This is a genomic window from Pelomonas sp. KK5, assembly GCF_001984095.1.
Lineage (GTDB): Bacteria > Pseudomonadota > Gammaproteobacteria > Burkholderiales > Burkholderiaceae_C > KK5.
The window spans coordinates 1-15,337 of record NZ_LYVQ01000157.1; the positions used below are offsets into that span (position 1 = coordinate 1).

General features: G+C 70.0%; 13 protein-coding genes and 1 pseudogene. 7 read left to right on the plus strand and 7 right to left on the minus strand.

Features of this window, described 5'->3' with window-relative positions:
• The 5 genes and pseudogenes from B0W88_RS21715 to B0W88_RS21735 form a co-directional block, all read left to right on the plus strand.
• A pseudogene (locus B0W88_RS21715) lies at positions 1-191 on the plus strand (aliphatic sulfonate ABC transporter ATP-binding protein); the annotation flags it as partial.
• Positions 192-285: 94 nt separating this feature from the next.
• Positions 286-1,335: a UDP-glucose--hexose-1-phosphate uridylyltransferase gene (locus B0W88_RS21720; protein WP_077036719.1), complete on the plus strand. Its 1,050-nt coding sequence runs from the start codon at positions 286-288 to the stop codon at positions 1,333-1,335.
• Positions 1,332-2,492: a galactokinase gene (gene galK / locus B0W88_RS21725; protein ID WP_077036720.1), complete on the plus strand. Its 1,161-nt coding sequence runs from the start codon at positions 1,332-1,334 to the stop codon at positions 2,490-2,492. The genes B0W88_RS21720 and galK overlap by 4 nt, the downstream gene beginning before the upstream one ends.
• Positions 2,489-3,484 (plus strand): aldo/keto reductase, encoded by a 996-nt coding sequence (locus tag B0W88_RS21730; protein ID WP_077036721.1) that lies wholly within the window; start codon positions 2,489-2,491, stop codon positions 3,482-3,484. Before galK ends, B0W88_RS21730 begins: the two co-directional genes overlap by 4 nt.
• Positions 3,485-3,581: 97 nt before the next feature.
• Positions 3,582-4,040, plus strand: a complete 459-nt coding sequence (locus B0W88_RS21735; protein WP_233151798.1) for a PA2169 family four-helix-bundle protein — start codon at positions 3,582-3,584, stop codon at positions 4,038-4,040.
• Here the strand turns inward: B0W88_RS21735 and B0W88_RS21740 are convergent.
• Together B0W88_RS21740 and B0W88_RS21745 are read right to left on the minus strand one after the other, a co-directional pair.
• Positions 4,037-4,585 (minus strand): NUDIX hydrolase, encoded by a 549-nt coding sequence (locus B0W88_RS21740; protein ID WP_077036722.1) that lies wholly within the window; start codon positions 4,583-4,585, stop codon positions 4,037-4,039. The two genes, B0W88_RS21735 and B0W88_RS21740, sit on opposite strands and share 4 nt — an antisense overlap.
• 102 nt (positions 4,586-4,687) lie before the next feature.
• Positions 4,688-5,815, minus strand: coding sequence for a GGDEF domain-containing protein (locus B0W88_RS21745; RefSeq protein ID WP_077036723.1), 1,128 nt, complete (start codon positions 5,813-5,815; stop codon positions 4,688-4,690).
• A gap of 150 nt (positions 5,816-5,965) precedes the next feature.
• On the opposite strand from B0W88_RS21745, the gene B0W88_RS21750 reads away from it, so the two are divergent.
• Positions 5,966-6,337: a hypothetical protein gene (locus B0W88_RS21750; protein WP_077036724.1), complete on the plus strand. Its 372-nt coding sequence runs from the start codon at positions 5,966-5,968 to the stop codon at positions 6,335-6,337.
• Here B0W88_RS21750 and B0W88_RS21755 read toward each other — a convergent pair.
• From B0W88_RS21755 to B0W88_RS21775, 5 genes are read right to left on the minus strand one after another with little or no spacing between them, the layout of a single operon-like run.
• On the minus strand, positions 6,261-7,535 hold the full coding sequence (locus B0W88_RS21755) for a cytosine permease (RefSeq protein ID WP_077036725.1): 1,275 nt from the start codon (positions 7,533-7,535) through the stop codon (positions 6,261-6,263). The two genes, B0W88_RS21750 and B0W88_RS21755, sit on opposite strands and share 77 nt — an antisense overlap.
• 6 nt (positions 7,536-7,541) lie before the next feature.
• Positions 7,542-8,297, minus strand: coding sequence for an aspartate/glutamate racemase family protein (locus B0W88_RS21760; protein WP_077036726.1), 756 nt, complete (start codon positions 8,295-8,297; stop codon positions 7,542-7,544).
• A 5-nt stretch (positions 8,298-8,302) separates the two neighbouring features.
• Positions 8,303-9,397 carry a DUF917 domain-containing protein gene (locus B0W88_RS21765; protein ID WP_077036727.1) on the minus strand — a complete coding sequence of 365 codons (1,095 nt, stop codon included), beginning with the start codon at positions 9,395-9,397 and terminating at the stop codon, positions 8,303-8,305.
• On the minus strand, positions 9,394-10,953 hold the full coding sequence (locus B0W88_RS21770) for a hydantoinase/oxoprolinase N-terminal domain-containing protein (RefSeq protein ID WP_077036728.1): 1,560 nt from the start codon (positions 10,951-10,953) through the stop codon (positions 9,394-9,396). The genes B0W88_RS21765 and B0W88_RS21770 overlap by 4 nt, the downstream gene beginning before the upstream one ends.
• Positions 10,954-10,981: 28 nt before the next feature.
• Positions 10,982-13,051 (minus strand): TonB-dependent receptor, encoded by a 2,070-nt coding sequence (locus B0W88_RS21775; RefSeq protein WP_077036729.1) that lies wholly within the window; start codon positions 13,049-13,051, stop codon positions 10,982-10,984.
• Between the two features lie 215 nt (positions 13,052-13,266).
• On the opposite strand from B0W88_RS21775, the gene B0W88_RS33770 reads away from it, so the two are divergent.
• A partial coding sequence (locus B0W88_RS33770) for a hypothetical protein (RefSeq protein WP_077036730.1) occupies positions 13,267-15,337 on the plus strand: 2,071 nt, incomplete at its 3' end.

A 15,337-nucleotide genomic window follows, 5' to 3' on the forward strand; every position in this document is an offset into this window, starting at 1 on the left:
CCGCGGTGCTGGTGACCCACGACGTGGCCGAGGCGGTGGCCCTGGCCGACCGCGTGCTGCTGATCGAGGACGGCCGGATCGCGCTGGACGAGCCGGTGGCGCTGCCGCGGCCGCGCCGCCGGGATGCGGAATTCGGTGCGCTGGAGCAGCGGCTGCTGGACCGGGTGCTGGACCCCGCGCCGGCGAGATAGTCAGACTATATTTTTCGGTGCGCCTGCGTCGCGGCCGGTTTTGCGACGAAACTTGCGGCTGGTTCTTTGATGGAAAACCACAGCCCAAGCGAGCATGAGTTCATTCGATCCGACCGAACATTCGCACCGCCGCCGCAACCCGCTGACCGGCCAGTGGGTGCTGGTCTCCCCGCACCGGGCCAAGCGCCCCTGGCAGGGCCAGCAGGAGAGTCCCGATACCGCTGAACGTCCGCGTTACGACCCGACTTGCTACCTCTGCGCCGGCAACAAGCGCGTCACCGGCGAGACCAATCCGGCCTACACCGGCACCTTCGTCTTCACCAACGATTTCGCGGCGCTGCAGGGCGATGCGCCGCCCGCGCCGCCGGCCACCGATCCGCTGTTCGAGACGGTGGACGCCCGCGGCACCAGCCGCGTCATCTGCTTCTCGCCCGACCATGCCCGCACGCTGCCGGAGCTGAGCCCGACCGAGATCGTCGGCGTCATCGACACCTGGTGCGCGCAGACCGAGGAGCTCTCGCAGCGCCATGCCTGGGTCCAGGTGTTCGAGAACAAGGGCCAGATGATGGGCTGCTCGAACCCGCATCCGCACGGCCAGGTCTGGGCGACGAGCTACGTGCCCAACGAGCCGGCCGTGGAAGCCGTCGAGCAAACGCGTTACTTCAGCGCACACGGCCGCCCGCTGCTGCTGGACGTGGCCGAGCGCGAGGCCGCGGCGCAGGAGCGTGTCGTCGTGCAGACCGAGCACTGGCTGGCCGTGGTCCCGTTCTGGGCTACCTGGCCCTTCGAGACCCTGCTGCTGCCGCGCTTCCCGGTGCAGCGCCTGCCGCAGTTGACCGCCGCACAGCGCGCTGATTTGGCCCTGGCGCTTAAGCGATTAACCTCGCGCTATGACAACCTGTTCAAGTGCTCGTTCCCGTACTCGATGGGCTGGCACGGCGCGCCATTCGACGGTTCTCCGACCGAGCCCTGGCAGCTCCACGCCCACTTCTACCCGCCGCTGCTGCGCTCGGCCAGCGTGCGCAAGTTCATGGTCGGCTTCGAGATGCTGGCCGAGGCCCAGCGAGACCTGACCCCCGAGCAGGCGGCCGCGCAGCTGCGCGCCGTCAGTGAACTTCATTACCGCGAACAAGCCTCCGCATGAATAACGCATTAGCCGAGCGCAGCGCCGCTGCGTTCCAGACCGCCTTCGGCGTCGCGCCGCAGGCCTTCGTCCAGGCCCCGGGCCGGGTCAACCTGATCGGCGAGCACACCGACTACAACGACGGCTTCGTGCTGCCCTGCGCGATCGACTACGGCACGGTGATCGCCGGCTCGCGGCGCGAGGACATGACGGTCCGCGTCTGCGCCGCCGACTACGGCAACGCCGTCGACGAGTTCCGCCTCGACCAGCCCATCGTCGCCCGTGACGATGCGCTCTGGGCCAACTACGTGCGCGGCGTCGTCAAGATGCTGCTGCAGCGCGGCTTCCCGCTGAAGGGCGTGGACCTGGCCGTCGCCGGCGACGTGCCGCAGGGCGCGGGCCTGTCGTCATCGGCCTCGCTGGAGGTCTGCGTCTCGCAAGCCTTCAAGACGCTGATGGACCTGGGCGACACGCTCAGCCCCAACGAGATGGCGCTGCTGAGCCAGGAGGCCGAGAACAAGTTCGTCGGCTGCAACTGCGGCATCATGGACCAGCTGATCTCGGCCCGCGGCAGCGAGGGCCATGCGCTGCTGATCGACTGCCGTTCGCTGGATGCGAAGCCGGTGCCGATGCCGTCGAACCTGGCGGTCATGATCATCAACTCCAACGTCAAGCGCGGCCTGGTGGACAGCGAGTACAACACCCGCCGCCGCCAGTGCGAGGCCGCCGCGGCGCACTACGGCGTCAGGGCGCTGCGCGACCTGGACCTGGCGGCGCTGGAAGCCGGCGCGGCCGGGCTCGATGCGCTGACGCTGAAACGCGCGCGGCACGTCGTGACCGAGAACCAGCGCACGCTGGATGCCTCCGCCGCGCTGGCCGCCAACGACGTGGCGACGCTCGGCCGGCTGATGGCTGAATCGCACGTCTCGATGCGCGATGACTTCGCGATCACCGTGCCGCCGATCGACCGCCTGGTCGAGATCGTCAAGGCCGTCATCGGCGAGGCCGGCGGCGTGCGCATGACCGGCGGCGGCTTCGGCGGCTGCGTCGTCGCGCTGCTGCCGCACGAGCTGGTGGCGCCCGCCCGCGAGGCCATCGCCGCGCAATACCGCGCGCCCGGCGGCGAGCCCGCCACCATCTACGTCTGCCACGCCTCCGAGGGCGCCTCTTCGCTATGAGCTACACCGCTTCCGAATCCCGCTACGAGTCCATGCCCTACCGCCGCTGCGGGCGCAGCGGCCTGAAGCTGCCGGCCGTCTCGCTGGGCCTGTGGCACAACTTCGGCCATGTGGACCGCTTCGATACCGCCGAGCAGCTGGTGCGCCATGCCTTCGACCATGGCATCACCCACTTCGACCTGGCCAACAACTACGGCCCGCCGCCCGGCTCCGCCGAGACGGTGTTCGGCCAGATCCTCAAGAACGGCCTGGGCGCCTACCGCGACGAACTGCTGATCTCCAGCAAGGCCGGCTACCTGATGTGGCCCGGCCCCTATGGCGAATGGGGTTCGCGCAAGTACCTGGTGTCCAGCCTGGACCAGAGCCTCAAGCGCATGGGCATCGACTACGTGGACATCTTCTACCACCACCGGCCCGACCCCGATACGCCGCTGGAGGAGACGATGGCGGCGCTGGACCACATCGTGCGCAGCGGCAAGGCGCTGTACGCGGGCCTGTCCAACTACCCCGCCGCGAAGCTGCGCGAGGCCTCGGCCATCCTCAAGCGCCTGGGCACGCCCTGCCTGATCCACCAGCCGCGCTACAGCCTGCTGGACCGCTGGATCGAGCCCGAGCTGCTGCCCGCGCTGGCGGAGGAGGGCATCGGCTGCATCGCCTTCTCGCCGCTGGCGCAGGGGTTGTTGACCGACAAGTATCTGTCCGGTGACATACCCGCGGACTCGCGCGCCGCCCGTGGCCACTTCCTGAAGGCCGCGGACGTGACGCCGGCCAAGCTCGCCACGATCGAGCGCCTGAACGCGATCGCCCGCGCCCGCGGCCAGAAGCTCGCACAGATGGCGCTGGCCTGGGTGCTGCGTCATTCGGGCATGACTTCGGTGCTGATCGGCGCCAGCCGCGTCTCGCAGATCGACGATGCGGTGGGGGCGGTCCAGGCCGCGCCGTTCAGTGCCGCGGAGCTGTCGGAAATCGAAGCGGCGCTGCTCATCGCCTGAGTTCCTACGCGGGGACAGGCCGTTCTCCGACGGCCCCGGCGGCGCCCAGCGTCGACCATGGAAGCTCGTTGTACCGCAGTAACAAAGGAGCTTCCGAATGAGCACCCACACGATGACCGACGAGTCGATCGACGCGTTGAACGACCTGATCGAGAACGCCAAGGACGGCGAATACGGTTTCGAGGAATGCGCCAAGCGCGTGCAGTCGTCCGCGCTGCAGGGCACGCTGCGCCGCCGCGCGCAGGAATGCCGCAATGCCGCCATCGAGCTGCAATCGATGGTCACCCGCCTGGGCGGCGAGCCTGCCGAAGGGGGCACCGCGCTGGGCGCGCTGCACCGCGGCTGGATCAGCGTCAAGGACGCGCTGACGCCCGACTCCGACCGCCGCATCCTCGACGAGGCCGAACGCGGCGAGGATTCCGCGCTGGCCCGCTACCGCAAGGCGCTGAAGGCCGAGCTGACGCCCGAGGTGCGGCAACTGGTGGAGCGCCAGATGGCTGGCGCCAAGGCGAATCACGACGAGGTCAAGCGCCTGCGTGATTCGACGCCGGCCTAAATCAGGCCCTTGAGCCGCAACATCCCGAAGGCCGCCACCGTGGTCACATCCATGATGGCCCCTTCGGCAATCATCGTTTCCAGCTCGGCGATGGCGAAGGGCCGGGCGATCAGGCCCTGTTCCTCGGCGTCCAGCTCGCGCTCGCCCTGGTTCAGCCCGGTGGCGTAGAACAGGTCGAAGGCCTGGCTCGAGTAGCCGTAGGCTTCGAACAGGCGGCCAGCGTGGATCATCGTCTGCGCCGTCAGGCCGGTCTCCTCGCGCAGTTCGGCGCGAGCCAGCGTCAGCGGGTCGACGTCGGTGTCTTCCCAGGAACCCTGCGGGAACTCCCAGAAGCGCCGGCCGACCGGATAGCGGAACTGCTCGACCAGCCAGACCTGACCCTCCTGCACCGCGACGATGGCGGCGAAGTCGCGCTTCTCGACCACGCCGTAGATGCCGGGCTGGCCGTCGGCGCGGACGATCTTGTCCTCGCGCACGGTCATCCAGCGGTTGCGGTAGACGATGCGGCTGTCCGTCGTCGCGATCTCGGGCTTGTGATGATTCATCGGCGCGCGCTCCAGGTCGGCGAGCGGGCAGTGTCTCACCGCAGGGCTGTGTCCGTGTGTCCCAAGCTAACGGCGAGGTTTCACTGACCGCACGGGCGTGGCTCAGCCGATCTCGACGCGATCGCGTCCCTGCGCCTTGGCGCGGTACAGCGCCTGGTCGGCGCGGCCCAGCAGGGTGTCGGCGCTGTCGCCGGGCTGCCAGGCGGTCACGCCCACGCTGGCCGCCTGAGCCGGCATGCCGGCCTGGTCGGGCAGGGCGACCTGGCGGTGCAGGCGCTCGGCCATGGTCTTCGCGCCGGCGGTGTCGGTGTGGGGCAGCAGCACGCAGAACTCCTCGCCGCCATAGCGGAAGGCCCGGTCCTGCGCCCGCAGGCCGCTGCGCAGTCGCTCGGCAAAGGCCGCCAGCGAGGCATCGCCGGCGCGGTGGCCGAAGCGGTCGTTGATGGACTTGAAGTGGTCGATGTCCACCATCACCACCGAGAAGGGCTGGGCGCTGCGCGCCGCCAGGGCCAACTCGGCATCGAGCGCGCCGTCCAGCGCGCGGCGGTTGCCCACGCCGGTCAGGCCGTCGGTCATCGCCTGCTGCCTCACCTCGGCCTCCGCGCGCATCTTGCACATCTGCAGGAAACCGAGGTTGGTCACGATGATGTAGAGGAAGCCGAACACATAGATCGGCTGCTGCCAGGTCAGCGGCATGTTGAGGTAGTCGGCATCGCTGCGCGCCAGCGCGAGGGCAAGCGCCCGGGCCGGCAGCAGCGTGCCCATCGCCAGGCAGGCGCCGGCCACCAGGCGCTGCACGCGCGCCAGCCCGGCCGGCGGCGAGCGCCAGAGTGCGCGACCGTTGAGCAGCTCCATCACGCCGTAGGCGAAGCCGTTGAAGATCGTGGCGCCGACGTATTCGGAGCCGGCCGCGGTGGCCACGACCGTCACCAGCCCCACCATCGCGGCCAGGCGCACCACGCTGTAGGCCATGCCCAGGAACTGCCGGATCGCCACGAAGAACAGCGCCACGCTGAGCGCGCCCAGCAGGTTGCCGAGCAGCGCGCTGGCCAGCACCGGCAGCCGCCCGGCGTTGGCCAGCAGCAGGTAGGCGATGGCCTGGCTGGTGACGGCCAGCATCCAGGTGCGCAGGCCGTTGCGGCGGTCGGTGTCGCTGCGGGCGATCCACAGCATGACGGCGGTGGCGCCCAGAGCGCAGGTCTGGGCGATGAGGAGGGTGCGTAGATCCATGAAGGGCCAGACTGTAAGGCCGGCTACGGCTGCTTACATTTCCGGCCTGCGAAAGTGAAGACACCACAAGCGCCGCTGTGACGGCGGGCCAACAATTTGCCCGGTCCCGACTCCGCTGAAAACCAGCGTTAGCCCAGGAGAGCCTCGCCCATGATCCGTCTGACCCTGCCGCCCCTTCTTCTTGCCCTGCTGGCCTTCGGCAGCGCCCATGCCCAGCTGGGCGGGCCCAGCATGAAGGACACGATCGTCGCCGGCGGCATGCAGTCCGGCCGCACCTATCAGGTGGCCCAGCACTGCGGCGCCTCGGCCGACACGCTGAAGGCCTACAAGGCCCGTTTTGACGCCGACACCAAGGGCGGCGAGGCCACCTACGCGAGCCTGGGCATCAATATCGAGCAGGTGTTCGCCGCGGGCCGCAAGGAGGGCGATGCCTTCTACGACACGATCAAGGGCCGGCCGAACCGCGACTCGATCTGCTCGCAGACACTGGACCTGGTGAAGAGCCTGAGCGGAAAGACCTGAGCCGCGACAGCGCAGCGAAGGCGGCCGCACTGATGCCCAGCGCATCGATGGCCGCCACCGGTGTCAGCGCCCAGCCCCAGCGCGGGGCCAGCGCGGCCCAGGCGCTGCCGATCACCCAGGCGGCGATGGCTTCGGGCCGCCAGCCGGTGGCCGGTGCGCGGTCCTTCCCGGCCATCGCCACATGCACCAGGTAGATCCCGGCGATCGGCGGGATCGTGATGCTGAGCCATAGCAGGTAGGGCAGCAGCATCTCGCTGATGCCGCCCAGGCCCGCCGCCGTACCCACCACGCCGGCCAGCAGCGCCAGCCGCCAGCTCGGCACGCGCGGCGCCAGCGTCTGGCCGATCAGCGTGGCCGAGTAGAGGTTGAAGGTGTTGGTCGACCAGGCGGTCAGCACGACGGTCAGCATCGCCGGCAGGCCGAGGCCCAGCGCCAGCATGATGCGGATCATGTCCTTCTCCCCGCTGACCAGGCTGGGCGTGCCCGACAGGATCAGCACCAGCGGGAAGCCCAGGCCGTAGGCGAGGCCCGCGCCCAGCGCGGCGCGCTTCGGAGAAACGGCGAAGCGGCAGACGTCCGGCGTCAGCACCGCGCCGACGATCAGGCCGCCCACCACCATCGAGACGCCGGTGCCCAGCGGCGTGGCCGCGGCCGGCGCATAACTCCACAACGCAGCGGACTTGTTGCCGCCGGAGAGCGCCGCCCCGAAGGTCCAGGCCAGCAGCCCGATCTTCAGCGGCGTGGTCAGCGTGGAGAGCCAGTTCAGCGCGCGAAAGCCCACCATCGCGGTCACGGTGGTCAGCACGCAACCGGCCAGCGACAGCAGCCACAGCGGCTGCGATGCAAGACCCGGCCCCATGCCGGCCAGCGCATGGCCCAGCATCGTCGCCATCACCCCGTACCAGCCCAGCACGCTGATGCCCAGCACCGCATTGGTCAGCTTCGCGCCCTGCGGGCCGAAGGCCTCGCCGATCAGCTCGTAGGTGGTGCAGCGGCGTTGCGCGCCGGCCGCGCCCGTGAGCGCTGCCAGCCCGCCCAGCACCGCGCCGCCCATCAGGCAGACGGCCAGCCCGGGCCTGGCGCCGAAGGCGAAACCGATCTCGGCGCCCATCACGAAGGCGGGCAGGGCGATCATCACCGCCAGCAGGATCAGGATGATGCGCCAGGCGCCGACCGGCTTTTGTTCGTGCGTCTGCATAACCCGTTACCTCAGCGTTGCCTGCAAGGCAGCGAAGCCGCCGATCGGCTTGCGCGCCGGCGCGCTCCAGCCACGCTTGCTGTGCGAGAGCCCGCTGCGGCACAGCGCGTGGGCCATGTTGACGGTCACCGGGATCGGATCGATCACCGGCACGCCGACGATGCCGGCCTTGGCCAGTTCCGCCTCCACCACCTCGGCGCAGCCGAGGAAGCCGGTGCAGCCCAGCACGATCACGTCCGCGCCGTCCTCGCGCACGGCGCGCGCCGCCTGCTCGCCCATCGCGCGCTGCAGTGCGCCCATGTCGCCGTGCAGCGCCAGCACCGGGATGTCGATCACGCGGATGGAGGCGAGCTTGCCGGCCAGGCCGTAGCGGTGGGCCAGTTCGGTCAGCATGCTCATGACGCCGGGCACGACGGTGACGATGGTGAAGCGCTGGCCCAGCATCGCGGCGGCATGCATGCTGCACTCGCCGGGGCCGAAGGCGGGGATCTTCGTCAGCATCTCCCGCGCCGCCTGCAGGCCCGGGTCGCCGAAGCAGTCGATGATCACCGCATCGCACCCTTGCGCCTCGGCTTGCAGCGCGGCGGCCACGGTGCCGGGCGCGGCCAGCATCTCCTCGAACGCCGATTCGATGGACGATGGGCCTTCTGCCAGCAGCGTGTGTTCGAGCCGCAACCCGTCGTGCTCCAGCGCGCGCAGGTCGGCCAGGTCGCGCAGGCCCTCGGTGATGATCGGGGTGATGACCTTGATGCGTGTCGTCATGGGCTTCACCGGTTGTCCATCGCCAGTTGCTCGACCGGCTGGAAGTCCACCTCGTAGCCGAAGGCCCGCGGCCCGACCAGCTTGATGGCCGCCGGCGAGCGCCATTCGGGCACGCTGGGCAGGCCCAGCACCGCGATGCGCAGGCCGTAGCGGATCTGCTCGGCGGTGATCGGCTCGCCGGTCTCCATGTCCACGGTGCAGATCAGGTCCGGCGTGCTGGCCAGCACGCGGTCGCCGCTGCGGGCCATCAGGAACTCGTTCTGGTAGAGCAGGGTGGCCCGCCGGCCCTCGTGCTCGTCCAGGCCGGCGATGGCCGCCTCGCCCTTGCTCCAGCGGCCGTCGATCGTGCGCTGCAGGTCGGTCACCTTGCCCTTGAACAGGCAGTGGCCGCCGGTCACGCGGACCAGCTCGGCGACCGGGTCCAGATGCCGCGCGCGGGCCTCGAACAGCGCCTTGCCGGCGCGCTGGGTCATCGAGATCGAGCCCTGCACCAGGCTCTTCTTCGCCTGCGCCACCGTCATCGAATACAGCGCCGAGTAGCAGGAGCCGCCCATGTCCATCGTGATCGAGCGGACATAACGCTCCAAGTGAGCGTTGTCGATCGTGTCCATCAGCAGCCGGTTGCCCTTCTCGTCGGCCAGCGCCAGCGGCACCGCGGCGATGCCCTGCAGCGTACACAAGGTCATCTCCAGCTTCGGGAAGGCGCGACCCATCGTGTCGGCGTCCACCAGCGGCAGGCCCAGCTCGGTGGCCACGCTGAAGGGGATCACCGAGTTCAGCCCGCCCACCTCGGCCGAGAACAGCGCGGTGGCCTTGCGGCCCAGCTTGGCCTCCAGCTCGCGCAGCGCGGCGATCAGCGGGGCGGTCTCGGCCAGGCGCTCCAGCATCACCGCGGGCGCGCCGATCATCGCCACCGAGATCAGCAGGTCGTCGTCCTTCAGCTCGTCCAGCGTGATCAGCTTCGTCGGGCCGTGCTCGCGGATCGAGCGCTGCGCCAGCAGCTTGCCGATGTGCGGGTCGCCGCCGCCGCCGGTGCCGTACAGCGCCGCGCCGATGGCGATGGCGTCCAGGTCCTTCACGTCGATCAGGGTGATGCTCATGCTGCGAAATCCTTCGAGTTCTCGTTCAGGTCGCCGACGACGCGCACGCGGATGCGCGTCGCGTTGCCGCCGATATAGGCCAGGGCCACGTCCTCGATGTCGATCACCGCCAGCGTGGCCGGGTCGGCGCCGGCCTGCACCGCGCGGGCCTCGGCGTCGGCGCGCACCTGGGCGATCGCCTCGTCGCGCGGCACGTCGTCCAGCCGCACGACGCGGTCCACCTCGCCACTGACCTGGGCCATCGCCGCGCCCACCGCATTGGCGCAGCCGAAGTGCGGCGGGATCACGATGGTCTGGCCCTTCAGCTCCTGGCGCAGCAGGATCGAGCCGCCGCCGACCACGATCACCGGCAGCGGCTCGGCCGAGGTGCGCATGCGCTCGACGGCGTTGAAAACCATCTGCTGCAGGCGCTCGTAGGCGATGTTGACGCCTTCGGCGGGGAGCTGCGCGACCTTGCTCGCATTGCCCAGCTTCGCGACACCGGCGGCCACGGCGATGTCGGTGGCGGTCACGGTCCTGCCGCCGAACACCAGCGCCTCGGTGTGGATCGCATAGCCCACGCTCTGCGGGCCCAGCGCCGAGTAGTCGGCCGCCACCCGCGAGCCGCCGCCCAGGCCCATGCTGTAGACGTCGGGCATGCGGAAGTTGGTCCGCACGCCGCCCACCTCCACCGCCACGCCGGCCTGGCGCGGGAAGCCGGCCTGCAGCACGCCGACGTCGGAGGTGGTGCCGCCGATGTCGACGACGATCGCGTCCTTCAGCCCCGAGAGAAAGGCCGCGCCGCGCATCGAGTTGGTCGGGCCGGAGGCGACGGTCAGGATCGGGAAGCGCGCCGCCTGTTCGGCCGCCATCAGCGTGCCGTCGTTCTGCGTCAGGTAGAAGGGTGCGGTGATGCCGCTCTCGGCCAGCGCGTTGCGGAAGGCGGCGATAACCTCGAGACCGAGCGGACCCAGGCAGGCATTCAGGATCGCCGCGTTCTCGCGTTCCAGCAGGCCCAGGCGGCCGATCTGCGAGGACAGCGTGATGCGCGCATCGGGGATCACCCCGCGCACCACGGCGGCGGCGTTGCGTTCCTGCTCGTCGTTGAGAATCGAGAAGGCGCAGGAGATCGCGATGTCCTTCAGGCCGGCCGCGGCGAACTCCTTGGCATAACGCCGAATCTCCTCGGCGTCCGGCGTGCCCAGCAACTGCCCGTCGTACTCGTAGCCGCCCTGGGCCAGCCGCGCATGCAGTTTCACCGCGCCGATCATGTCCTCGGGCCAGTCGCAGCCCGGCGGCAGGCCACGGGTGGCCGGCAGGCCCAGGCGGATGATGCCCACCGGCGCCAGCTTGCGGCGCTCGACGATGGCGTTGGTGAACTGCGTGGTGCCGATCATCACCGCGCCGATCTCGCGCTTGTCGATGCCCGCGCCGGCGATCACTTCGCGCAGCGCCTTGACGACGCCACCCATCACGTCCGCCGTGGTGGCGGTCTTCAATCCATGCAGGACCTCGCGGCCCCGCATCACGACGGCGTCGGTGTTGGTGCCCCCGACGTCAATGCCTACTCGAATCATTGCTGCTGCTCCCACTTCAATCGCTCATTCACTCGAAACGCCACTTGGCCTCGATCCCATAGGTTCGCCCTACCGCCAGCGAGCCCAGGTCGTAGGGCAGCCCGCCGTACTTGCCGGCGTTGTAGTCGGCGTAGTAGCGCTTGTTCGCCAGGTTCTTGCCGACCAGCGCGACCGACCAGCGGTCCTTCGCACCGCGCAGCCCCACGCGCAGGCCCCACAGGTCCAGTGCCGGCGAGACGTTGACGTTGTCCGGGTGCCAGTACTTCTTGTCGCGATGCTCGTAGTCGAGGCGGATCGTGCCCTCGATGCCGGCGGCCACCGGCTGCGCATACTGCGCGCCCAGGTTGACCTTGAAGGGCACGTTCTTCGGCGTGTGATTGCCGACCGCGCCGGGTTCTGCCGTGTCCTTCTTGATCGTGCTGTCGGTGATGCCGAGGCCGCCGTCGAACTCCAGCCCCTTCATCGGCAGGAAGCGGAAGTCCAGGTCCAGGCCCTTCAGGTCCACCTTGTCGATGTTGGAGATCACCTGCGCGCCCTGCGACACGTCCACGTAGAAGAACTGGAAGTTCTTCGAGCGCGAGGCGAAGACGGCGGCATTGAGCTGCAGCCGGCCGTCCATCAGCATGGTCTTCACGCCCAGCTCGGCGTTGGTCAGCGTCTCGGGCTTGAAGTCGGCCTGGCCCGGCGCGTTGAAGCCGCCGGAGCGGAAGCCGGTGCTCAGCGTGCCGTAGACCAGCTCGTCGCGGTTCAACTTGTAGGTCAGCGTGCCCTTGGGCTGCCACTTGCTGTAGCTGGCCTCGCGGACGCCGCCGTGGATCAGGTCGGTCTGGTGGCGCTCGTCGCGGTCGTAGCGCAGCGCGGTGGAGAGGGTCAGGTCTTTCCTGAAGTCGTAGTCGAGCTGGCCGAACACGGCCGAGGCCTTGTTGTGGTTGCTCTCGCTGTTGTCGATGATGACCTTGGTGGGGTCGTCGTACTGGCCCAGCGAGCCGTCGGTGTCGATGAAGGCGCGGGTCTCCAGCTCGCGCTTCGTGTCCAGGTAGTAGACGCCGGCGATCCAGCGCAGCGCCTGGCTGGCCTTGGAGGTCAGGCGCAGCTCCTGGCTGGCCATGCGCACCTTCAGGTCCTGGCCCTGGCCGGCCTGGAAGCCGAAGCCCAGGAAGCCGCCGGGCAGGGCCGTCGGGTTGCTGAAGTCCAGGTCGCCGCGGTAGCTCTCGCGCAGCCGGGTGTAGCCGGTGATCGCGGTCAGCGTGCCGATGGCGAGATCGGCCTCGACCTTGGCGCTGAAGTCGTTCGTCTTGCCGGTGGTCTTGCCGAAGATGTTCTCGACGGGCTGGGTGATGTCACCGGGATTCCCGCTGGCGACGATGCTGTCCCAGGTGGCGCCGGCCTTGAAGTCGATGGTGCTGGCGCGCAGGTCGATCTGCACATCGCTGCTGGGCCGCAGCAGCAGCTTGGCGCGCAGCGAGTTGTCGTGGTCGACGCCGTCGATCTTGCGGTTCAGGTAGGTGTTCTGCAGCAGGCCGTCGCTGTGCAGGGTCTGGCCGACGATGCGGAACAGCGCCACGTCCTCCTTCAGCGCGCCGCTGACGCCGGCCGAGAGCTCGCGCTTGCCGCCGTTGCCCAGCTCCATGCCGACGAAGCCCTCCAGCTGGTTGCCGGGCGGCTTGGTCTCGATATTGATCGCGCCGCCGATCGCGTTGCGGCCGTACAGCGCGCCCTGCGGGCCCTTCAGCACCTCGATCCGTTCGATGTCGAACAGGTTCATCTTGAGCTGCTTCTGGTTGTTCTGGGGCACGCCGTCGACGACGACCGCCACCGGCGAATCGGCGTTGTTGATCTGCGTGACGCCGCGCAGCACGATGAAGGAGTTGCCGTAGGTGAAGCTGTTGTCGAAGGACATGTTCGGCGTCAGGTTCACGAAGTCCTGCGTGCTGGTGATGCCCATCGCGTCGATCTGCCTGGCCGAGAAGGCCTTCACCGCCACCGGCACCTCCTGCAGCGGCTCCAGCCGGCGCTGGGAGCTGACGATGACGGTCTCCAGCTTGCTGCCATCGGCGGGCGGCGCGGCCTCCTGGGCGAGGGCGGGGCCGGCGGCCATCAGGACCAGTACGGCCTGGGCGAGTGGACAGAGGCGGGGTGCACGAGAGGGCGACGACATGCGAGAACTCCGGCTTGCGGTTTGGATGCCTTGCAGTCTGGATTCCGGGGCGATCGGCCACAACGCAGGCGGCGGGGGATGCGGGGCGGAGAATCGGGTGATGGGGCAAACCCGCTCCCCCGGCGGCGGTGGCGCGGCATGCACAATTTGCAGTCATGGCAGCCCCGTCCTCCTTCCTGAACCTGCGCTTCGCGCCGATCGTCGACGTGGACGAGGCGCTTTGGCGCCAGCGGGTGATGGACCAGCTGCAGGCGGCGCCGCCGGCCTCGGCCCGGCTCACGCTGCTGAGCGCGCCGGCCGGCTTCGGCAAGACCACGGTGCTGGCGCAATTGGCCGCCCAGGCGCGGGCCGGCGGCGAGCAGGTGGCCTGGCTCAACTGCGACGAGCGCGACAAGGAGCCGGCGATGTTCGCCGACAACCTGGCCGCCGCGCTGGCCCGCTGCGAGCTCGGCCAGGGCCCGGCGCCGCAGCCGGTGCTGGTCGAGCGGCTGGCAGCGCTGGCGGTGCCGCTGCTGGTCTGCATCGACGACTTCGAGCGCGCCACCGGCCCCGAGGTGGACGGCATCGTCGAGCAGCTCGCCCGCGTGGCGCCGGCGCACCTGCGCATCGTGCTGGCCAGCCGCGAGATGCCGCACCACCACCTGACCCGGCTGCAGCTGGCCGGCAAGCTGCGCCTGGTGGACGCCGAGCTGCTGCGCTTCAACCGCGAGGAGGCGATGAGCCTGCTGGCCGGCACGCTGAGCGAGCAGGCTGCCGCTCAGATGACGAGTTATGCCGACGGATGGCCTTTCGCGCTGCAGCTGGCCCGGCTGCGGGCCGACGGCGGCGCCGCCGTGCCGCCGGCGCTGGGCCGCGCCGACGCCAGCGCGCCGATCAAGATCCCGCGCCGGCAGATCTTCGACTACCTGGCCAACGAGGTGCTGGCCACGCTGCCGGCGCCGCTGCTGGAGTTCCTGGGCGAGGTGTCGGTGCTGGAGCGGGTGGACGTGGCCGCGGCCAACGCGCTGCGCGAGCGCGAGGACAGCCTCTCGCTGATCCGGCAGCTGGCGCGCATCCGGCCGGTGGTGGTGGTGGACGAGGAGAACTGGTCGGCCCGCCTGCATCCGCTGCTGCGCGACTACCTGATCGACGCACTGGAGGTGGCCTCGCCGGGCCGCAGCGCCGCGCTGCACCTGCGCGCGGCCCGCCACCTGGCCGGCCGCGGGGAGCTGCACGAGGCGGTGGCCCATGCGGTGGCCGGCGGGCGGCTGGACCTGGGCGCGGACCTGATCGAGGCCGCCGGCGCGTTCCGGCTCGTCGCGACCGAGGGCGCGGTGCGGCTGCGCCTGCTGCTGGAGCAGTTGCCCGATGCGGTGATCCGCCGCCGGCCGCGGCTGCGCCTGATCCAGATGATGCAGCTGGCGCTGGAGGGCGGCACGACCGGCCTGTGGCCCGAGTTCGAGCGGCTGGAGCAGCAGATCCGCGAGGCCGACACCGGGCCCGAGGACCCGGCCCGCTTCGACCTGGAGATCGTCCGCTGCACGATGCAGATCCATGCGTCGGCGCAGAGCCTGCGCTTCTCGCCCTGGTCGGTGCTGGACCAGGGCCTGCGCCTGGCCCGGGCGCACGGCGCCGACGACGAGCGGCTGATCGCCTGCACCGTGCCGATCGAGATCTACTTCCTGCACCGCTACGGCCCGATCGAGCGCTGCGAGCGCCGGGTGCGCGAGATGGAGGCGATCTACGCCCACGGCGCCTACGGCGGCAACAGCCCGTGGATCTCGCTGTATCACGCGCGCACCGCGCTGGCCCAGGGCGAACTGGCCCGGGCCGACCGGCACATCCGCCTCTCGCTGCAGCAGGACGCCAACTTCCTCAACTACCGCCAGGGCTCGCTGAGCCAGCTGGTGCAGGTGCTGCTGGGCCACGTGGCCTACCTGCGCGGCGAGCTGGCCGCGGCGCGCGAGCATTTCGACGGCGTGCCGGCCTCGCCGATCCGGCTGCTGGAGGTGCTCAACGGCAGCCATGTCGAAGCGGCGCTGTGCGAGTTCGCGCTGGGCCATGCCGAGCGTGCGATGGCGCTGCTGCAGGAGGCGCGGCAGCTGGCCTTCGAGGAGAGCCTGCCGCAGCTGGAGGCCCTGGCCGGCGCGGCGCAGGTGGAGTTGCTGGGGCGGCTGGGCGATGTGGGCGGCATGCGGGCGATGGCCGAGCGGATCCGCCTGGATGCCCTTTGGCAGCAGTCGCAGG